General features: G+C 33.6%; 23 protein-coding genes. 19 read left to right on the plus strand and 4 right to left on the minus strand.

The window, feature by feature from the left end; translation table 11 throughout:
- Positions 1 to 41: 41 nt before the first annotated feature.
- From CVS95_RS06255 to CVS95_RS09645, 11 genes are all read left to right on the plus strand, one after another.
- Positions 42 to 3,593: a glycoside hydrolase family 19 protein gene (locus CVS95_RS06255; protein ID WP_107695972.1), complete on the plus strand. Its 3,552-nt coding sequence runs from the start codon at positions 42 to 44 to the stop codon at positions 3,591 to 3,593.
- A 9-nt stretch (positions 3,594 to 3,602) separates the two neighbouring features.
- Positions 3,603 to 4,400, plus strand: a complete 798-nt coding sequence (locus tag CVS95_RS06260; protein ID WP_107695973.1) for a hypothetical protein — start codon at positions 3,603 to 3,605, stop codon at positions 4,398 to 4,400.
- A gap of 118 nt (positions 4,401 to 4,518) precedes the next feature.
- Positions 4,519 to 6,372: a M23 family metallopeptidase gene (locus CVS95_RS09780; protein WP_234400036.1), complete on the plus strand. Its 1,854-nt coding sequence runs from the start codon at positions 4,519 to 4,521 to the stop codon at positions 6,370 to 6,372.
- Positions 6,369 to 6,842 (plus strand): hypothetical protein, encoded by a 474-nt coding sequence (locus tag CVS95_RS06270; RefSeq protein WP_072594473.1) that lies wholly within the window; start codon positions 6,369 to 6,371, stop codon positions 6,840 to 6,842. Before CVS95_RS09780 ends, CVS95_RS06270 begins: the two co-directional genes overlap by 4 nt.
- A 17-nt stretch (positions 6,843 to 6,859) precedes the next feature.
- The gene (locus CVS95_RS06275) at positions 6,860 to 7,327 is read left to right on the plus strand and encodes a hypothetical protein (protein ID WP_107695974.1); all 468 of its coding nucleotides are present in this window, start codon (positions 6,860 to 6,862) and stop codon (positions 7,325 to 7,327) included.
- A 53-nt stretch (positions 7,328 to 7,380) separates the two neighbouring features.
- Positions 7,381 to 7,584, plus strand: coding sequence for a hypothetical protein (locus tag CVS95_RS09785; RefSeq protein WP_234400037.1), 204 nt, complete (start codon positions 7,381 to 7,383; stop codon positions 7,582 to 7,584).
- A gap of 263 nt (positions 7,585 to 7,847) precedes the next feature.
- Entirely contained in the window at positions 7,848 to 7,982 is a 135-nt protein-coding gene (locus CVS95_RS09900) for a hypothetical protein (RefSeq protein ID WP_265094522.1), read from the plus strand.
- Entirely contained in the window at positions 7,942 to 8,151 is a 210-nt protein-coding gene (locus CVS95_RS09790; protein WP_234400038.1) for a hypothetical protein, read from the plus strand. The genes CVS95_RS09900 and CVS95_RS09790 overlap by 41 nt, the downstream gene beginning before the upstream one ends.
- A gap of 129 nt (positions 8,152 to 8,280) precedes the next feature.
- Positions 8,281 to 8,775, plus strand: coding sequence for a DUF5675 family protein (locus CVS95_RS06285; protein WP_107695975.1), 495 nt, complete (start codon positions 8,281 to 8,283; stop codon positions 8,773 to 8,775).
- A gap of 155 nt (positions 8,776 to 8,930) precedes the next feature.
- On the plus strand, positions 8,931 to 9,596 hold the full coding sequence (locus CVS95_RS06290; RefSeq protein ID WP_107695976.1) for a hypothetical protein: 666 nt from the start codon (positions 8,931 to 8,933) through the stop codon (positions 9,594 to 9,596).
- On the plus strand, positions 9,589 to 10,143 hold the full coding sequence (locus CVS95_RS09645) for a hypothetical protein (RefSeq protein WP_199906343.1): 555 nt from the start codon (positions 9,589 to 9,591) through the stop codon (positions 10,141 to 10,143). Before CVS95_RS06290 ends, CVS95_RS09645 begins: the two co-directional genes overlap by 8 nt.
- A gap of 72 nt (positions 10,144 to 10,215) precedes the next feature.
- Here the strand turns inward: CVS95_RS09645 and CVS95_RS06300 are convergent, their stop codons facing one another.
- The gene (locus CVS95_RS06300) at positions 10,216 to 11,247 is read right to left on the minus strand and encodes a 3'-5' exonuclease (RefSeq protein ID WP_107695977.1); all 1,032 of its coding nucleotides are present in this window, start codon (positions 11,245 to 11,247) and stop codon (positions 10,216 to 10,218) included.
- Between the two features lie 63 nt (positions 11,248 to 11,310).
- Here CVS95_RS06300 and waaC point away from each other — a divergent pair, with 63 nt between their 5' ends.
- Genes waaC through CVS95_RS06340 form a run of 8 tightly spaced genes read left to right on the plus strand, consistent with a single transcriptional unit; the run spans position 11,311 to position 18,083 of the window.
- Entirely contained in the window at positions 11,311 to 12,285 is a 975-nt protein-coding gene (gene waaC, locus CVS95_RS06305; protein WP_107695978.1) for a lipopolysaccharide heptosyltransferase I, read from the plus strand.
- Entirely contained in the window at positions 12,278 to 13,171 is an 894-nt protein-coding gene (locus CVS95_RS06310) for a lipid A biosynthesis lauroyl acyltransferase (protein ID WP_107695979.1), read from the plus strand. The genes waaC and CVS95_RS06310 overlap by 8 nt, the downstream gene beginning before the upstream one ends.
- Complete coding sequence (locus CVS95_RS06315; RefSeq protein ID WP_107695980.1) at positions 13,165 to 13,869, plus strand: glycosyltransferase family 2 protein; 705 nt, start codon at positions 13,165 to 13,167, stop codon at positions 13,867 to 13,869. The genes CVS95_RS06310 and CVS95_RS06315 overlap by 7 nt, the downstream gene beginning before the upstream one ends.
- Complete coding sequence (rfaQ, locus tag CVS95_RS06320) at positions 13,866 to 14,927, plus strand: putative lipopolysaccharide heptosyltransferase III (protein ID WP_107695981.1); 1,062 nt, start codon at positions 13,866 to 13,868, stop codon at positions 14,925 to 14,927. The genes CVS95_RS06315 and rfaQ overlap by 4 nt, the downstream gene beginning before the upstream one ends.
- Positions 14,928 to 14,931: 4 nt before the next feature.
- Positions 14,932 to 16,005, plus strand: a complete 1,074-nt coding sequence (locus CVS95_RS06325; RefSeq protein WP_107695982.1) for a glycosyltransferase family 4 protein — start codon at positions 14,932 to 14,934, stop codon at positions 16,003 to 16,005.
- Complete coding sequence (locus CVS95_RS06330; protein ID WP_107695983.1) at positions 16,002 to 16,799, plus strand: polysaccharide deacetylase family protein; 798 nt, start codon at positions 16,002 to 16,004, stop codon at positions 16,797 to 16,799. The genes CVS95_RS06325 and CVS95_RS06330 overlap by 4 nt, the downstream gene beginning before the upstream one ends.
- Positions 16,799 to 17,305 (plus strand): hypothetical protein, encoded by a 507-nt coding sequence (locus tag CVS95_RS06335; protein ID WP_107695984.1) that lies wholly within the window; start codon positions 16,799 to 16,801, stop codon positions 17,303 to 17,305. The genes CVS95_RS06330 and CVS95_RS06335 overlap by 1 nt, the downstream gene beginning before the upstream one ends.
- A complete protein-coding gene (locus tag CVS95_RS06340) occupies positions 17,298 to 18,083 on the plus strand; it encodes a glycosyltransferase family 25 protein (protein WP_107695985.1) in 786 nt (261 codons plus the stop codon). The genes CVS95_RS06335 and CVS95_RS06340 overlap by 8 nt, the downstream gene beginning before the upstream one ends.
- A gap of 8 nt (positions 18,084 to 18,091) precedes the next feature.
- Here CVS95_RS06340 and CVS95_RS06345 read toward each other — a convergent pair whose 3' ends face one another.
- The 3 genes from CVS95_RS06345 to CVS95_RS06355 are packed head-to-tail and all read right to left on the minus strand — an operon-like array spanning position 18,092 to position 20,928.
- Positions 18,092 to 18,850 carry a polysaccharide deacetylase family protein gene (locus CVS95_RS06345; protein ID WP_107695986.1) on the minus strand — a complete coding sequence of 253 codons (759 nt, stop codon included), beginning with the start codon at positions 18,848 to 18,850 and terminating at the stop codon, positions 18,092 to 18,094.
- Complete coding sequence (locus CVS95_RS06350; protein ID WP_107695987.1) at positions 18,847 to 19,896, minus strand: glycosyltransferase family 4 protein; 1,050 nt, start codon at positions 19,894 to 19,896, stop codon at positions 18,847 to 18,849. Before CVS95_RS06350 ends, CVS95_RS06345 begins: the two co-directional genes overlap by 4 nt.
- 3 nt (positions 19,897 to 19,899) lie before the next feature.
- A complete protein-coding gene (locus tag CVS95_RS06355) occupies positions 19,900 to 20,928 on the minus strand; it encodes a glycosyltransferase family 2 protein (protein WP_159071265.1) in 1,029 nt (342 codons plus the stop codon).
- Positions 20,929 to 21,011 lie beyond the last annotated feature (83 nt).

Below are 21,011 nucleotides of genomic sequence, written 5' to 3' on the forward strand. Positions count from 1 at the left end.
AGTTTGTGCTAATATTTAGCAAAAATTTCCAAGGAAGTTTAATGCCTCTAACGCCCAGAAATGATGTAAATTTTAAAAGAAATTTAATAGATATCATAAAATTTTCATATGACAATGACATAAGCAGACCATTTATATCTAACAACAAGTTACTTATTGGATATGGCTTTAGCCTAAAAGATGATATAGAACTTATTTGTGCTCAAATTTATAAAAACAACAAAGATAAAGTCATAAAAGATGTCAAGCAAACTATTGCTAACACCACGAGTGCGACCACCATAGAAAAGATAAATACAGATGAACTTTTTAAAAAGATAAATGATGCCGCAAAAGAGGCTTATGCAAAGTCTGGAGGTGCCGATACTTTACCTGAGTTTGAATTTAGTTCAGAAGATCAGCTAAATGCCATCTTGGAGCAAAAGCTTACGCCGCTAGTCCAAGAGATAAATCAAAAATTAAACAACTCTCCACTTAAAAATTTACAAGCCGTTTCGCTCACTTCAGATACACAAAACAGCCAAATTTCAAGAGAGCATATCGCACTTTTAGCACTTCTTTATATCAGTAAAAAAAGTAATATTGATCCATCCCTAGCAAGCTACATCAAAAGCAAAAATCGTTTTAAGGCCTGGTTTTGGCTAGCATATGAAAGCTTTAGTGATGAAGCAAGCAATAAAATATCTCTTTTACGAGAAAAAATTTCAACTCAGTTTGGGCTTTATGAAAGTGACAAACAAAATATTAATTTTGCCGAGTGCATAGATGTTTTTAGCCATTTAAATATATCCAAAGCGAAATATAAATCAAAAAACCAAAACAATAAAGAGATCGTCCAAAACGTCACTCATTTAGAATTTATGAAGCTTCAAGAAAATGAGTCAAATTTAAATGCATCAGATGCATCAAAATGTGATGCTTTATTTCAGCCATTTGTTACAAAGATAAATTCTTTATTAAGCACTCAAAGTACAAAGACCTTTAGCCTTGAAAACATATACTGCGTAAATTTAATCAGCTCAAATGCTTCAAACACTTCAAGAATAAATAAGCTCTTAAGGCAAAGAGAGGAGGAATTTTACAAACAAGAAAATATACTCTTGCTATGTCCAAGAAAGATGACAACTCCTATTAGAGTCTTTCAACCTAAAAAGAGCGAATTTACCGTTGTTCTAGCTAGTCAGACTCCATTTGATTGCAGTGAGCTAAATCCAAAGGAGCTAAATTCTAGTAGGCCAAACTATGGCAAGGTAAATTTATGCGAGCTAATACTTACTGACTTTAAATTTGACTCTTACGAAGATAGTAAAAATGAAGAGATAAAATTTAAAAATGCAAAGAGCAAAGACACAGTAATACTCTATCAAGAAAACAAAAATGAAGAAGATAAGATAAATGGTGCCACCTTTACTAGTATAAAGCAAAATAGTGATGATATAGAGTATAAACTAGAAGATGGCGCTATAAGTATGAAGTACTTTGAAGACCAAACATCCAAAAACAAACACCTAAATTTCTCTTTATTAAATTTCGCCAAAGAGAATAACTTTACCCTAAGAGACGATAAAGACTCAGCTATGTTTGATATAAAGCTTCGTCTAGCTCATGGCAACAATGTAGTGCCTACATCAGCATCAAGTTCAGGTCTTACTCTTACAATAAATAATCTCATAATTGAAAACGAAGATGGTAAGGCAAGTGAAGATATAGATAAGATATATCTTCATCACTGCTTTGATAAAAGTATATATGAGAGTATATCTTTAGTAAAAAATGAAGACTCAGATATTAAAAACTCATATACAGCTACATTTAATATCCCAATAGATAAAGAGAATAAAGGAGATACTAAATTTATACTTTATTCAAGTGATCTAAGTAAAGTTTATAGCACTAAAGATATTCATGCTCACACTGATACAGCTGTAATATCTTTAGGATATCAAGATAAGAGTAGCTCTAACTTTTGCTATAGCAATAAGGTCTCGTTAAGAGATATAACAGATCATATAACAAATGTAATCTCTGATAGTGAGTATCCATTTAAGACAAATGAGCCAATAAGCTTAAAGGCTATATATAAACAAGAAAAAGGTAGTAAGAGATATAAAGAGATACTTTGGGGATATAAGGTAATAAATAGTAAAGAGTATGATGAACTATCCAAATCAAATCCAAAAGATGTAGTAGTCTTAAAAGATCAAAAGGGCAAAGAGATAACATTTAAAATTTTAGATGTTATACAAAAAGATGATCTAGATAAGCTAAAGCAAGGTGGTCATACTATAGTATTTTTTGCATATCTTGAAGGTGATAAGGATAAATTTAAGTTTTATACAAGATATGGCAAAAATCATATAAGGATAGATATAAAGATACCTCTATATATTAAATTTAAAGATGATAAGCTAGTTATATATGAGTTTGAGCATGCTATAAAAGAGAAGGCATTTGATGCTAAATTAAAGCTTAGTGATAATAAAGACAATGCTTTAATAAAAAATGGTAATTACTTATATATAAGCAAAGATATCTCATCAAATGAGATAAATATATATGAAGATGATAAGCTAAGCAAAGAGCTAAAAAGTGATGAGAAGACAAATAAGAGCTATCAAATTTATGCAAAAGAAGAGAGCTCTAGTAATCAGTCTAATGCAGATAAAGATGATAAGCTTGGTATAAATTTATTAAGTAAAGAGAATATGGATAAATTTATTAACTCTTTTAATGAATCAAAGAGTTTAACTAGAGTAGATAGTGGTATGTGGGAAGATGGAGATGAGGGGATAAATGTTTTAATAGAGATTAAAGACTATCCTTTTACGCTAAGTATGCTAAAACAAATATTTACTAATATAAAAATAAATCAAGAATATATCCTGCAAGAAATGGTAGATGAACTAAATAGAAGAGATGATGATGGAATTCAAATGTATGTAAAATATAAGCTTGATACTAGAAATAGATTGGAGCATTTTTTTGGGCAATGCTTTGTAGAGGCAAAGACAACAAAAGGTGATTTTACTTTAGAAGAAGAGTTAGAAAAATTTACAGAGAATAATATAATTAGCTATAGAGGCAAAGCCAGATTAGAAGAAGCCAAAAAACTATATCCACAATATTACGACAAGACAGACCCTTCAAAATGGGCAAAATTTGTTGGTAACGCTATGTACTCTGATCGTGGAAAAAATCATTTAGGCAATGAAGGTGGAGATGATGGATTTAATTTTAGAGGTAGGGGAATTAAGCAATTAACAGGGAAGGACAACTATGCAAGATTTAATAATTATTCACACAAAAAATTTTTAGTCGACAAAGATACAGATCTATTAAAAAACCCTGATCTCATATCACAAGATGGTAAATACGCCTTAATAAGTGCTGCATATTTCTGGATTATAGAAAGGTCTAACCCTAAAAAATATCGTCTTTATGAAATAGCCGATGAAAGCAAAGCGGATTTGGATAATAGTGATATAGTAGAACGTATAACTGCAGTTATAAATCCGCAAAAACTTAGCCTTGAGCATAGGAAAGAAGCCTATAAACGCATTAAAACAGCAAATGTGTTTAAGATTTTTCAGTAAGGAAATATGATGAAATTTAAAATTATATTATTAACTAGCTTGAAAGTAGGCTTAAGTTTATATGCTTACGAGCCTTTAAGCCCAGACGAAGCTATGATAAAATTTGCCTATGACTTTTCGCAGATAAACGACTATCCACTTGATCCCATAATGGACTATGGCAGCCATACTATTTCACCAAGCTTTGCTTGCTATGATGCCAAGGGCAAATATAAATTTAAAAAATACTCTCTAGAAGACTTTATATGCCAGTCAGACTATAACTCTTTTAGAGATAACTACTTTGCAGATCTTTATAATCTAATAGTAAAAGAAGCTCCAAATTTAAAAGATAAAGCTCAAAAGATAGCTAGAGAAAGGATAAAAGATAGTAAAAAAGAGTGCATTAGATACTCAAAAAAAGAGTATGACTATAGCTTTGTAGAGAGCAAGGCTTTATTTGTATCTGAAAGTATAGGTTGTATAAGTGAAAAATATAGAGACTTTGCAGCAAAGCTAACTTTAATGCTTTATAAGGACGATAAAGAGCTATTTAGTAGAATTTACGGCGAAGACTATGAGAAATTTAAAGAGGTTTTTGAAGATACCATCTCTATATCAGACCTAAAATTTGAAGGCATAAGCGCAAAACAAAAAGAAGAAAATTTAAAGCTTTATAAAAATTTTGAAGAAAAATATAAGGACTACGATATTGAGGGCTTTGGGTATAATCATTGCTGGGATGCAAGCTATGTTTTATTAGTCCAATACTCCCTAATAGACAAAAATGGTCATTTAGTTTTACCAGAGAATAGAAAAGAGGAGTAGCGTACCTACTTCTCATCACTTCAAACTCCCCTCGTCTAACAACAAACACCTAAATTTCTCTTTATTAAATTTCGCCAAAGAGAATAACTTTACCCTAAGAGACGATAAAGACTCAGCTATGTTTGATATAAAGCTTCGTCTAGCTCATGGCAACAATGTAGTGCCTACATCAGCATCAAGTTCAGGTCTTACTCTTACAATAAATAATCTCATAATTGAAAACGAAGATGGTAAGGCAAGTGAAGATATAGATAAGATATATCTTCATCACTGCTTTGATAAAAGTATATATGAGAGTATATCTTTAGTAAAAAATGAAGACTCAGATATTAAAAACTCATATACAGCTACATTTAATATCCCAATAGATAAAGAGAATAAAGGAGATACTAAATTTATACTTTATTCAAGTGATCTAAGTAAAGTTTATAGCACTAAAGATATTCATGCTCACACTGATACAGCTGTAATATCTTTAGGATATCAAGATAAGAGTAGCTCTAACTTTTGCTATAGCAATAAGGTCTCGTTAAGAGATATAACAGATCATATAACAAATGTAATCTCTGATAGTGAGTATCCATTTAAGACAAATGAGCCAATAAGCTTAAAGGCTATATATAAACAAGAAAAAGGTAGTAAGAGATATAAAGAGATACTTTGGGGATATAAGGTAATAAATAGTAAAGAGTATGATGAACTATCCAAATCAAATCCAAAAGATGTAGTAGTCTTAAAAGATCAAAAGGGCAAAGAGATAACATTTAAAATTTTAGATGTTATACAAAAAGATGATCTAGATAAGCTAAAGCAAGGTGGTCATACTATAGTATTTTTTGCATATCTTGAAGGTGATAAGGATAAATTTAAGTTTTATACAAGATATGGCAAAAATCATATAAGGATAGATATAAAGATACCTCTATATATTAAATTTAAAGATGATAAGCTAGTTATATATGAGTTTGAGCATGCTATAAAAGAGAAGGCATTTGATGCTAAATTAAAGCTTAGTGATAATAAAGACAATGCTTTAATAAAAAATGGTAATTACTTATATATAAGCAAAGATATCTCATCAAATGAGATAAATATATATGAAGATGATAAGCTAAGCAAAGAGCTAAAAAGTGATGAGAAGACAAATAAGAGCTATCAAATTTATGCAAAAGAAGAGAGCTCTAGTAATCAGTCTAATGCAGATAAAGATGATAAGCTTGGTATAAATTTATTAAGTAAAGAGAATATGGATAAATTTATTAACTCTTTTAATGAATCAAAGAGTTTAACTAGAGTAGATAGTGGTATGTGGGAAGATGGAGATGAGGGGGTCTTAGCGAAAGTAGAGATGAGCAATGAGATAGTTTTTCCACTAAAAATCAAGCCTTTAAATAATAGAGATATGGAATATGACTGGACGCTTATGTTGGGAGACAAGGGTGAGAGCCAAGCAATATTTGGCAGAAATAGAAACAATGGCAAAAGACAACACGCCGCAAGAGATCTATATACAGATATGCCTTTTAAAAAGAATGTAGACATAAAAACATTTAAGTCAGATGTAGAGATAGTATCTATAGCTGATGGCGAAGTAATAAAGACTGGTAATTTTTACTGTAAAACCGATCACATAACGATACAATACGACACAGTAGAATTTGGTAGCTTTATAATAAGATATGGCGAGGTTGATCCTTCAAGAGTAAAAGTAAAAGCGGGTGATATGGTGCGAAAAGGTCAGGTTATAGGATATTCTGGACTAATGATTGATAACGGTGATCACCCAAATATAGTTGATAAAAAAATAGTAACCATGCTTCACTTTGAGTACTTTACAAATGGAGCCAACAAAGATGATCCTTTAACCGTCACCAATGATCCAAACAATAAATTTAAAAGGCGTAAAGACTTAGCAGATCCTATTGAGATATTAAAAGAGGGATATAAAAATACTTTTGGGGAAATATTATGAGGATAATCTTTAAAATAATCTTAGCTTTACTTATAGCTGTAAATTTATCATTTGCAACAGATGATTATATAGATGATTATTATGATAGCTGGAAGCAAAAGACAATATCAAAAAAGTTTTTGAGTCAAGGTTGCAAAACAATATCAAAAGACATTTGGAATGAAAGCAAGGTTTCCTATCGTCAAACAACTATATTAAATATATACAAAGAGCCTATTTTAAATTTATATGGAGACTACGACTTAAAAATTAAAGAAATACAACATCTAAAAAATCAAAAATACAAAGAGTGTAATAAAAATTTTTGTTACGACTTTGATTTTAAGTGGTTAAACAACAAAAGTCTTTTGGTACAACTACATTTTCATGCTGATAAATATTCTAAATCAAGCTGTGAATTATGGCTATATGAAGAAGAAGATGGTAGCGTAGATGTATATAGTTTTACGTCTAAAAATTTACCCGATTAATAATGAACAATATATTTATGAAATCAATCTTTAAAATAATCTTAGCTTTACTTTTAGCTGTAAATTTATCATTTGCAACAGATGATTATTATGATAGTTGGAAACAAAAGACGATACCTAAAAAGTTTTTGAATAAAGAATGCAAAAAACTTGTAAAGAAAATTTGGAACGACGGTATGTATACTTATATTGGTGCTACCATATTAGATGTATGGAAAGACTATGTTTTAACGTTATTTTTTTCACCAAAACCAGAGCTAAAAGATGTAGAGCGTATGAAAGACACGAGATATATAGCTTATGGCACAGACAATCTAACTTATGATTTTGATTTTAAATGGATAAACAAAAACACTCTTTTGGTTCAATTATTTACCCCTAAAAGTGAGCACAATCCTAATAGCAGTTGTGAATTATGGTTATTTGAAGAGAAAAATGACAAAGTAGATGCATATCATTTTATATCTTGGAATTTACCTGGCTAATAAATTTGATAAAAGAATAGAAGATGAAACCTAAATCTATACTATTAATAAGCTTGATGATAGTCTTAAATTTATATGCTTTTGAGCCTATGATACCAGGTAAGGCTAGTGAAAAGGCTATTGAACAATTAGAGCAGGTTGATAATATTTTTTTACCGGAGATGACTATTCTTTTAACAACTATGGCACTAAGATATCCCCTAGCTTTAAATGTTCTAATGCTAAAGGCAAATATAAATTTAAAGAGTATTCTTTAGAAGACTTTGTTTGTCAGTCAAAATTTATTGCCTTTAGAGATAACTATTTTGCTGATCTTTACAATCTAATCATAAAAGAAAATCCTAAACTAAAAGATAAAGCTCAAAAGATAGCTAGAGAGAGGATAGCTAAAACTCAAAAAGAGTGTATAGATGGGTATTTTAAATATTTTCAAGTACTAGATAGATATAATTATAGCGTTGGCAATTCTATTCATTGTACTAGATCTTATTATAGAAACTACACAGTAAAACTGGCGCTGATGTTTTATAAGAGCGATAAAGAGCTCTTTGGTAGAATTTATGGTGAAGACTATGAGAAATTTAAAGAGGTCTTTGAAGATACTTTAAAATTATGTGCCGATACTTTATTCAGAAGTAGAGCTAAATGGTATTAAAAAGACAGACGATAAGCCTTATGCTGAGTTTTTAAGAAAATATGATAACTATACTGGTGATTATGATAGATACAAAATACATGATCTAATTTACATAGTATTGGTTCAATACTCCCTAATAGATAAAAATGGTCATTTGATTTTGCCTGAGAATAGAAAAGAGGAGTAGTGTGTCTACTTCTTGTAAAGAAAAGATATTTAAAACCAATCTAAGACATGATGATGTCTTGATAAATAAAAATATAGATCAAGCGTAGGATGTAAATATATATGAAGATGAGAAGCTAAGCAAAAAAATATGTATAAATTTATTAGCTCTTTTAATGAATCAAAGAGTTTAACTAGAGTAGATAAAGGTATGTGGGAAGATGGAGATGAGGGGGGGGTTGGGGGTTGCGCCATAAATGATAATATAATTTATATTACTATAAAGTGGGAATATAAAGCATCCAGCCACTCATCTAGCTCTACAATAAGTGAATTTAAAATTAGCGATAGTGATTTAACAGGCTATATATTAGAACCATATGGCGAAAGCACAAAACAGTCTGATCAAGACAAAAGAATACCTACAGAAAAATATAATCTAGTATGGCATGTTTCTACAAAATATTCAAAAGACAAGTACTCCAAAAATAAGCGTGGAAATTTTTTAGAAAATGGATTTCCAAAATTATATAATAATGATGTTCCTAAAAGTAGAGCCATATTAATACATGTTGGTAGTAAAGGAGATCACTCTGAAGGATGTTTGCTGCTAGGGAGTGATGTCGTTGTTAACGAAATAATATAGAAAAAGATACGTTACAGGTGTTTCTGGCAGTATAAACAAATTCTATCAGCTTATAGAATATATCGAGAGTAATGGAATAGATAACGTAAAAGTTGTGATTGAGGAAAAATATGAAGATTATAAATAAAATAATTCTTTTATGAATAATGGTATTTATGTCGCCTTCTCTTTTCGCAGAGCAAACCACCGAGAAGTGTTTTAATGGCTTTTTAGATAATAAAGCACATTTTGCCAAACAAGACAAATTTGACGATTTTGATTTTTCTAACATTTTAGCTGACAAGCGTATAAAATTTTTGGGTTATATCGGAGCTGATTATCACAGACTACATATAAATTTTGATAGCATTAAAAAGATATCAAGGTCAAAATATATAGTATCTGGCAACTATAAAATAACCGGAGAAGCTCGCCCATTTAACGGCGAAATTCAAATATCTGAAATAAAAAAATATATAAATTTTAACTACGGTGTTGATGATTTTATGAAAGGCAAAATAAATGCCCAAGGCATAGCCTTAGCGACCTATTCTCTAAAAGGTGAAACAGAGAAATTTCAAGCTAAAGGCTGCATGCTAACAAGATGGTACATTGGCAACGATAAAAAATTGCTATACGACGATATATCAGAAGATGAGGATTTGTACGCAAATAATTTATTTTGTGGAGAGTGCGAGGTGGGCAAGGTACAAACAAAACCATGCGCATGGAGTCATTACAGGATACCAAATAGCGGCGATCTTGACATAGGGGCTGGAGAATTTAGTCCGAACCCAAAATATCTTGGCAACGGCTGGAGCGACTTTAATAAAGATGAATAAAATTGCAATGAAACACTTTTTAATACTATCTCTAATTTTAGGTTTTCTAGATTTAACAGCCAGTGAAAATTTGCCGTGCACAACAAGCATAGACAAAATCAAAGTAGGTAAAATTTTACCTACAAGTAATTTACCATCTAAAAAAATCAAATATTTCTTAGACGGCGAAAAGGCAAGCTTCATAAATTTATCAAGAACACAGATAATGACACTCGATTTTTGTTGTGGTGGTAGCGGTGAGGTCCAAAGGATAAATGTCAAATTTTTTGATAAAAATTTGACTAAAGATTATATAAATTCCAGCAAAATAAAAGATTTCACTACAAATTCTGGTATCAAACTTGGCGACAAACAAGACCAAATTTTAAAGAAGCTAGGTAAGCCAAACGATCTGCAAGAAGAAAATGCCACCTCTATCGTCACCTACATCACTGAGCAAAATGAGAGCAAACTCTTACAAGAATTTGATATGCCATTCTACTACGAGAAATTCATCTTTTCTAATGGAGTTTTAAAAGAGTATGAATTTGGGTTTGAGTACCCGTGATATTCCGCAAGTTCAGGATATCAATTCCATAGAGAAGCAAAAGATATTTTACGGCCTAAAAGCGTGGAATTTCTACTCTTCGTCCAAATTTATTTCAGGTAGTTTCTCTTCAGAAAAACTCTTGTCTTTTTTGGCAGCTGACGCAACCTCACTAGCTTTTTTTAAAAGCCCATCAAGCCCTTGTCTTGCCAAACGCTCATTTAGCTGCTCTGGCGTATCTTTCATACCATCAAGATCGCTAAAATCATCAAATTCTTCATCATCTTCTTTTTGGATCTTTATCTCGTAATCAAGCTTGCCATTAAGTCTAGCTAGCTCGTCGCTTATCGCAGTGCAAAAGACCTCAGTATATCCTCTGTGAGCGCAGTTTTTGGCTAGAAATTCACTCATCATATTTAGGTGATTTATATAGTCATCTTGCAAGATATTTGCTTGTAAAAGCTCAAATTTTAAAAAGAGCCAGTAGGTATTAAGTACGTCGCTTTCGCAGTATTCGTTGATCTTATCAAGCTCGCCTGCGTAGTAAAGCTCAAGCACCTGATCGCCGTGCACGTCGTACTTGCCAGGTAAATTTAAGCTAGCGCAAAGAGTGTCGAGCTTTAGTCCTCTCACGCTTCCAAAATCGCTTATAAAATCAAGCAGGTCAAGGTGAAATTTAGGCGAATACCTTGCCCTATAATTTTCCCACTTGTTTTTGTTTAGCTCTTTGTTTTCGCTCTCGTAATACGCTGCTGCATTTAGGTTGTAGCGCATCGCACGCACCATTAACATCGGCAGGTCAAAGCCACGGCCGTTAAAGCTAACAAGCCTTGGGTTATAATCATTGATAAATTTTAAAAATTTAGCAATGATCTCGCGCTCATCCTTGCCCTCCATTGTGCTAACTTTTAAAAATTTGCCGTATTCATCGGCCATTACTGCAGAGATCGCCACGACCCTATGAAACATCACAGGCAAAAACTCACTCCCACTGGCCTCTTCTTGCAATGCCATCGCCTGCACGCTCACATCTTCGTCGCTTCCGTCAATGCCGTAAATTTTTCTTATCAAATTTGCATCAGGTATCGTCTCGCAGTCAAAGACGCAGATGTAACTTTTCGCCATTTTAGCCCTTTTTTAAGCATTTTTTTTTAAAATCATACCAAAAATTTATATCTAAAGTGATCAATGCAAAACAAAAATCAACTAAAAATAGCCATCGTCAAACTCTCCGCTCTTGGGGATATCGTGCACGCAGCTATTGTGCTTCAGTTTATCAAAAAGCACTATTCAAATGCCCATATCACGTGGCTAGTTGATGCTCGTTTTGCAAGCCTTTTAAAAGATCATCCGCTTATCGACGAGCTAGTCGTTTTGCCGCTTAAACAAAGCTTTAAACAAAGCTACAAGATACTAAAAACGCTTGGTAAATTTGACAAAGTGATCGATCTGCAAGGACTTTTTAAATCAGCCGTCGTCGCAAAAATAATAGGCAAGCAAACTTATGGCTTTAGCAGAGAGAGTGTCAAAGAAAAGATCGCAGCTAGGCTTTATAGACATAAATTTAAGATCGACTACAATGAAAATATCATAGTTAGAAATTTAAGCCTTGTTAGATACGCTCTAAATTTTAGCTTTGACAGAGATGAAATTTTAAAAAAATTGCCCTGCTTTGAAACAAGTGAAATTTATAAAAATGAAAGTGGTAAAAAACGCGTTTTAATCGCCGCATTTGCAAGCGAAGAGAGCAAAATTTATGACAAATTTAAAGATGTGATTAGGCTGCTTGGGGGTTGTGAAATTTACCTTTGTTACGGAAGTGAGAGCGAGAAAGTAAGGGCTGAGGCGATCATCTCAGGCACTTCGGCAAAGCTGCTCGAAAAACTAAGCATAAAAGAGATGATAAGCTTCATTGCAAGCTGTGATTTAGTAATTGGCAACGATAGTGGCCTAACGCACCTTGCTTGGGCTGTAAATAGGCCTTCTATAACGCTTTTTGGCAACCGTCCAAGCCACAGAAATGCTTACATCACGGATAAAAATTTAGTTATAGATATGGGTAAGCAAATAGACGCGAGAAGTATCGATAAAAACGACTTTTGCATTAGAGAAATTTTCCCAGAAACGGTTGCAAATTTTGCAAAAAGGCTACTAAATGGATAAGCTCTATCTGGCTGGCTTTTATACTTTAAAAATTTTTATATTTTTACTGCCTAGCTCACTTAGAGATTTGCTTGCTAAATTTTTAGCTTTTTCGTATATGAAGCTTAATAAAAAGCGACTTCACGTCGTTATGACAAATTTAAACCTTGCTTTTGGTGAGTCAAAAACCAAGGAAAAGAAGCTTGAGATCGCTAAAAAATGCTACTACAACTTCGCAAAATACCTTGGCATAAATTTTATCCTAAATCAAAACACGACGAAGCAAAAAGTGCTTGAAAAAGTTAGCTTTAAAAACGAGCATAATCTGCTTGAAGCGCTTAAGCTTGATCGTCCGATTATCGTGACGACCGCGCATTTTGGGCAGTGGGAGCTTTTTAGCTTAGCAATGGCTGCTCGTTTTGGTGCAGTCTCAGTACTTGGCAGAAAGCTTGATAGTAAAAGTATGGATAAAATTTTAAAGGCAAATAGAGCGCAGTTTGACGTGGAGCTCATCAACAAAGATGGCGGCGCAAAAGATATCTTAAAAGCGCTAAAAGCTAGGCGAATAGTGGGAATTTTAGTCGATCAAAATACCGCTCCAAAAGATGGCATAAAGGTGAAATTTTTTGACAAAGATGTGCTTCACACGCCAGCTGCGAGCGTGCTAGCTCAAAAAACAAACGCACTAATAATTAATGCATTTATCTATCAAAAAGATGAAAACATAAGCGAAATTTGTTTTTCACCAGCCATTGATATAAATAAATTTGACAAAGAAGAAGCGGTGCAAAAAGTAACGCAAATGCAGTGCAGCGCGTGCGAAGAGATGGTTAGAGCAAGGCCTGAAGAATACTTTTGGTTTCACCAAAGGTTTAAGAGATTTTACGAAAATGAGTATAAATGCTAAGCGTTGTCATTTTGACTTTTAATAGCGAAAAGTACCTAAAAGAGGTGCTAGAGAGCGCTAAATTTGCTGATGAGATCATCGTGGTTGATAGCGGCTCACGAGACAGCACAAGGCAAATTTGTGATGGCTTTATCAATGTGAAATTTCACGAGCAAGCTTGGCTTGGATTTGGCGCGCAAAAGCAAAAGGGCGTGGATCTAGCCAAAAATGAGTGGGTCTTTGTGCTTGATAGCGACGAGGTGATTACAGACGAGCTTAAAAATGAGATCATTAGCACGCTAAAAGAGCCTAAATTTATGGCTTACAACGTTGCTAGGCTAAATTTTTTCTTTGGCAAAGCGATAAAAAACATGGGGCTATATCCAGACTACACGGTGAGGCTTTTTAATAAAAATTTTGCCAAATTTGATGGTAGAGCCGTGCATGAAAAGGTCGTTTTAAATGACGGCTCACAAAGGCTTGGCGCGCTTAAAAATCACTTCTTGCACTACGCGTATGAGAGCATAGAGCAGTTTATCGCCAAGCAAAATCGCTACTCAAGCATGGGCGCAAAAAGAAATTTGCTAAAGGCGCTTACAAGCCCGGCTTGGACATTTTTTAAGCTTTACGTGCTAAAAGGCGGCTTTAAAGAGGGCTTTGCTGGCTACATTATCGCTAGACTTTACGCCCAGTACACATTTTGGAAATATATAAAATGAAAATACTTGTGATTAAATTTAGAAACATCGGCGACGTGCTTTTGACTACACCGCTCATTGAAAATTTGCACCACTACTACCCAGATGCAACCATCGACTTTGCTCTAAACAAAGGTACAGAAGCGATGATCGAAGGAAATCCTTACATAAAAAAAATCCACATTTACGATAGACAAAGTGCAAATTCTGGCTTTTTTAAAAAACTAATTACCGAGATAAAATTTATAAAAGCCATTAAAAAAGAAAAATACGATATGGCCGTACAAACAACCACGGGGGATCGCGGCATCATCATCTCAAAATACGCAAAGATCAAAAAAATAGTAGGCTTTCTTGGCAAAAATCAATCAATAAATAAACTTCTAAACGTCAAAGCGAAATACTATGAAAATTTTTCACATACGATCGATCATAATCTAAACGCTTTAAGAGCTTTGGGGTTTGAACCGGTTAGCAAAAAAGTGAGCGTATTTTCAGACGAGAGCGTGGAGCATCTAAATTTACCAAAATGCTTTATTCATATGCATCTAACAAGCCGCTGGATGTTTAAATGTGCAAATGACGAGAGCATGGCAGAGCTCATTGACTACTGCGAAAATGAGCTTGATGTAAAGGTCGTGCTAACAAGCGATAACAAAGAAAATGAGCTAGAAAAGCTAGCAAGCGTGCTAAAAATTTGTAAGAGTGAGCCTATAAATTTAGGCGGTAAGCTAAATTTGAAACAAACGATCGCCCTATCAAAGCGCTCAAGCCTTTTTATTGGTGTTGATACCGCCATCATGCACATAGCCGCAGCAAACGACGTGCCAGTGATCGCTTTTTTTGGTCCAAGCAATGCTTTTGAGTGGGGGCCTTGGGATAACTCACTCATGGAAAATGGTTACACAGCGCAAAATGGCATCCAAAGCATGGGCAAGCACATCGTCTATCAAAAAGACTGGGACTTCGTACCTTGCGACAAGGAAGGTATAGCAAAGCATGGCATAGAAAAGACCTTGATGGATTTTAGCGACGAAATGCCAAAGATAAAAGCCAAAATAAAAGAAATTTTAGGATAGGCAGATGAATATTCTTCACACGCAGACACTTTTTAACTGGGGTGGCGAGCAAAATAAGACGCTAAACGAGATGCGTTTTATGCGCGAGATGGGTCATAATGTCATACTTTTTTGCAACCCAAATTCTCAGATAGAAAGCATTGCAAAAAAAGAAGGCTTTAGTGTTATAGCACAAGAGATGAATAAGAAAAATTTTCATAAAAGCGTACCAGCACTTTGCGAAACGATAAGCTCAAACAAGATAGATATCGTAATCACACATGGCTCGACTGATAGCTGGATTGGGGCAATTGCTGGACTATTTTACAGAAGCAAAGGCGTTAAATTTTACAAGGAAAGGCATAATCTTTTTCCTATAAAAGGCTTTCTTTCAAAACTCATGCACAAAAAGCTATTTGATAAAATTTTATACATCTCAGATAGTGTCAAAGAGTACCTGTTAAGCATCGGAGTTAGCAAAGATAAGCTCTTTTTTATGCCAAGCACGGTTGATGTTGAAAAGATCGATAGCACAAAAAGCACTTTTAGAGATGAGTTTCATATCGCCAAAGACGAGCTAGTTATCGGCTCTTTTACCTCGCTTTACCGCAAGAAAGGCGTCTTTGACTTTGCAAGTGCTGCAAAAGAGATTTTAAAGTCAAAGGATGCGACTATTGTTTTTTCTGGCAACATTAGCGACGGCACAAAAGAGCAGATCGCCTCTATGTTTGATGAAAAAGACAGGATCATCTTCACTGGCTTTAGAAATGACGCGGCAAATATCATAAAAGGCTTTGATATTTACGTCTTTGCTTCGCACTCTGAGGGGCTTGGTACAGTCCTACTTGAGGCAATGAGCTCAAAAGTGCCAGTCGTAGTCTACGATAACGCACCGATGAATGTACTAGTTAAAAACAAAGAGCGTGGGCTTTGTGCTAGAAATTTAGATGAAATTTCGCTAAAAGAGTGCATTTTGGAGCTGATAAATGAGCCTGAAAAAGCCAAAATTTACTCACAAAATGCCTTTAAATTTGTGGATGAGAACTTTAGCCATAAGGCGCTAAAAGAAGCTATTAAAAATTTACTGGAGCAAAAATGAACTACCCAGTTTGCGTGCTAACGATGCATCACTGCAATAACAATGAAAACGACTTTGCCATTAAGCCAGAGCTATTTAAAAAAGCGCTTCTTATGGCGTTAGATGAGGGCTATAAATTTATAAACTATGCTCAGTTTAAAGATATAGCTAGTGGCCGAGTAAAAGCCTCAAGAAAGAGCATTTTACTAACTTTTGATGATGGGTATTTTGATAATTATAAATTTGCATTTCCTACCCTAAAAGAGCTAAAAATTCCAGCTGTGTGCTTTTTGATAACAGATAAGATCAAGGATTTTAAAAGGCAAGATTACGACTTTGCATTTAAAAAACATAAAGAGATCGATTATGATAAAGACGCGGAGTATTTTTTAAATTTAGACGAGATCAGGCAGATGCAAGAGAGTGGCCTTTTTGAGTTTGATAGCCATACAGCGAGCCACTTTTCTTGTAAAAGCAATGATGAAGAAAAATTAAGAGAGGAATTTTCTAGCTCGCTGGCTAAGATAAAAGAGCTATTTCCCGAAAAACAAGAATTTGGCTTTTGCTTTCCAAAAGGGCACTTTAACGAGCTTTCACTAAAAGTTGTAAGAGAGTATTATGACTTTGCTTTTAGTGTGATAGATGGCGGATTTTGCGTAGGAGATGATAAATTTAAGATAAGACGTATTGATATCTCAAACAATGCAAAAAGTGAAAATGACTACATTTTTAGGGTTAAAAAGAAGCTTTTTATCTATTCTACGCCGGTGCTAGGAAATTTATATTCAAATTTTAGAAATAGAGGCTATAAATAATGCTTGGAGCATTAAACGAGGCTTGTAAAGAAATTTTAAAAGATAAAAAACGAGTCTTAATCGCTCTTACTGGGCTTCACGGTAGTGGCAAAAGTACACTTGCAAAACAAATTAGAAAAAATGGATTTAAAAACTTTAAGCCTTATCAAATCGCTGTAATCGATGATGATGTAATGAGTCTAAATTTATTTATAGCTCGTCCAAAGATAAAAATCAAAAGCGATCATCAAGATGAGTTAAGACCATTTTTTAAATTTATCATGCCATTCGTAAAAGTCGTAATATACGTAAGCGCAAACCCACTTTTACGTATAAGTAAATGTGACATTCTTTGTATTTTAAACGCTGATGAAGAAGCTCGAATCGCTGGAATTTATAAAAGAAATTCTAGTGACGATTTAATCAACACCCAAAAGCATATAAACAAAAAAGAGCTTGATCTAGCAGGCCTTGCATATAAAGTCAAGTTAGAATTTGACTCAAAAGTTGGAGCAAAAAATGAATAATCCCATCTATGTAATATCATTAAAAAGAGATGAAGAGCGAAGGCAAAATTTACAAAGACAATTTAACAGATATGATGAATTTAAAATAATAGATGCGGTTGATGCTAAAAATTTTAGTGTCAATGAGTTTTACAGCGCCATGATAGATTGCTTATTAAAATCTTGCAATGAAGATTATAAATTTAAGATACCGACATTAATTGCGACACCAGGTGAGCTAGCATGCACAATGTCACACATAAAAGCTTATGAGGATTTTTTACAAGGCGACGCGGAATTTACTTTAATATTAGAGGATGATGTTATTGGAAATGACGAATTAATAAATGAAGCCTTTTTGCTATGCAAAGATATAAGTAGTGATAGCATTTTGATATGCGGTGTGCAAGATGGATTAAATAGTAGATTTCGTGCTTTTGGCAAAAAAATAAAAGAAAATTTATATCTTATCTCACCATACTCATACGCTAGTATATATAGAACGGCTGCTTACATTCTAACAAGAAAGAGTGCAAAAGCTCTGCTTGATTTTTACAAAGATGGTCTTTACGGAGCCGATAAATGGGAAGCGATCCTAAAAAACACTGATCTAAAAATGTATTTTAGCAACATCTTTTCTCATCCAGAGGAGCTAAATGGCTCTAGCCTAGAAATCCAAAGAAAGCAAAAAGAGAAGATAAATTCTCTTTTTAAAAAATCTAATAAAAATTTCTCATACAAAATTTCAAGATTTTATGAAAAACATATAGCTAAAAATGAGAGAATTTTTACAAAGTAAAATTTCTCTTAAGATTTTAGTGTTGAATATAGTGAGCCTAAAAAGTCATTTTGATAGATAAATAGTGTCTTTTTTAGCCAGCTTGCATCTTTTTTTACCGCTATGCGCCTTATGTCATCAAGCACACCATCAGGTTTATTTATCCCACGCTTTGTTGTAAAAAAAACCTCATAGCCAACGCTTTTTGCCACATTTTTTAGCTCATCATTAAATTTACCTCTTGGCCAGCAAAGTAGCTTGTCATCAAAGCCAAAATTTTTATACATAAATTCTTTGCACTTTGTAAAATTTTCTTTCATTTCACAAATACCAAAATAATCATCAAAATGCGTATAAGTATGCGAGTGAAAGTCAAAGTACTCTTTCATCTTTGCTATTTCCTCGTAGTTTAAAAAGACATCTTCAGGTCTAGTTGGTGCAGCATTTTTGTATTCGTTATGATTCAGCTCTATAAACTTGCCGCTTTTTCTACTCGCCTGCTCTATCCAGCCAGCAACTAGAAAAATAGTCGCTTTAAGATTAAATTCCTTGATAATAGGATATGCGTAAACAAAATTGTCCTTCCAGCCATCATCAAATGTGATAAAGACACTCTTTTTTGGCACACTAAGCTCACCTTTTTTATATGCCACAAACTCAGCCGAACTTAGCGATTTGTAGCCATTTTGAGCTAAAAATTTCATCTGATCTCTAAACTCATCTACGCTACTTGCAATAAACCCACTCTTTTCAAGCACATGATGATACATTAAAACTGTTACGCTCATTTTACAAGCTCCATATATAAATTTTGTGTGTTCTCTATCATTTTTTCGATACTAAATACCTCTTTTACGTACTCTCTGCCAAACTCACCCATCTGTTTTCTTAAATTTTCATCCAAAATGAGCCTTTCAAGCACCTTTTTTAGCCCCTCTTTATCGCCATTTTGAAATAAAAATCCACTCTTTCCGTCGCTTACTGCCTCGCCAAGACCTCCCACGTCGCTTCCGATGGTAGCTAGCTTGCACGAAGATGCTTCAAGCAACGCTCCACCGATAGCCTCCATGTCTGAAGGTAGCACGCAGATATCAAGAGAGCCTAAAAAATTGCTCACATCGGTTCTGTTGCCAAGCATAAAGATATTTTTTTTATCTTTTATATATTCGTGTAAATTTTTATTTTGCGGGCCATCACCTACGATAAAAAGGGCTGACTTTTCTAAATTTAACTCGCTAAATGCATCGATTAATAGCTTATGATTTTTAGCAGCTCTTAACACTGCAACGATGCAAATTCCAACTACGTCGTCATTTAAGCCAAATTCTTTTTTCATATTTATCTTAAATTCTGGCGTATATTTTTGCGTATCGATGCCAGTGTAGATTTTTAACACCTTCTCTTTTTTGACGCCTCTTTTGATAAGATCAGCGCAAACTGAGTCACAAACGCCGACCACTTTTGTGCTTAGGTTATAAGGTAAGGACGATGTTATAGGCAGCTGTAAATGCCTAGTACGAACCACGCTAACGCCACAAATTTTGCCCACAATCGCTCCAATGGTGCCATCTTTACCTGAGTGAGTTGAGATGATTTTTATATTATTTTGCTTTACAAATTTGCAAATTTTTAAAATTTCAAAGATATTAAAAGACTTTTTGAGATTAAACTCAACGAATTCGCACTCGATATGTTTCTCAAAGCTTTTTGAGCCAGGATTTAGCCCATAAAAAACCTTAAATTTGCTATTATCTAGTCCATTTATTACACGCTGAGTGCGGTGTTCCTGTCCACCAAATCCAAGAGAGCTTTCAAGCTCAAGTATATTTATCATTTTCTACTCTTTAAATTCTTTCATTTTTTTATTTGACAAAAAGCCATTTATTGTATTAAAGATTTTTAAAATTTTTGATACATTTTCGTACGATTTTACATTTTTTAGCACTTTAAGCAAAATTCTTTGTTTTAGTCTAAGCTTTAAAAAACCAGATGAGTTTATGATGCTATCAATATCTGCATAAAAAAGATCAAGCGCCTTTACATAGCTACTATTTTTTAGATTTGGTCTCGCCGAAATAGCTGGCATATAGACGCTTTTTATCTTTCTAAATTCTAGATCAGGCACCATTTCAAGAGCTAAATTTTTGTTTTTTAAAATTGAGATTATATCGTCATAAACAAATTTATGATCCATCACAGCTTTTAGCTTTTCAAAACCAGCAGTGTTGTTGTCTCCGATCTTATAATAATAAAATGCCTTATTTAACTTTACAAGAGTTTTTGAAGCGATAACATTTCTCACTATAGCGTGAAAATCTTCAGCTTGCGTGATCCCAACTGGAAATAAATTTTCTTTTAAAATTTTAGTCCTAATCGCCTTGTTTGCCGCATTATGCAAGACTTTGTTGTGCCTTGAGGCTAAAAGCCTTTTTAGATACTCGTTTTTATCGATTGCGCCATCCTCTTTTGTCTCAAAATCCTTAAAAAGGAGCTTTTTATGACCATAGACCTTACACATATCTGTTATCACTATGTCGGCATCAAATTTTTCTGCGATATCATAAACGCATGAAGCATAATCTTTTTCCACATAGTCATCAGCATCTACGCAGATAGTATATTTCCCACTAGCTAGTAATATACCGTCATTTCTAGCAGCACTAACACCGGCATTGCTCTTTGTTTTTAATATTATTTTATCTTTATATTCTTCTAATATTTCTAGCGTATTGTCAGTACTTCCATCATTAATAACTATAATCTCAATATCATCCATGTCTTGAGATATAAGCGAATTTAAACAATCCCTAATGTGCTCTTTTTTGTTAAAAACAGGCACTACAAAGCTTATTTTCACACCAGGCACGATACTTCCTTTTAATTTTTGTTTAATTGTATATTATTTTTAGTTCAGCAATGATAAAATGCCCACTTAAAATTTAAAGGATC

The organism is Campylobacter concisus (assembly GCF_003048905.1).
In the GTDB taxonomy this organism is placed as follows: Bacteria; Campylobacterota; Campylobacteria; order Campylobacterales; family Campylobacteraceae; genus Campylobacter_A; species Campylobacter_A concisus_V.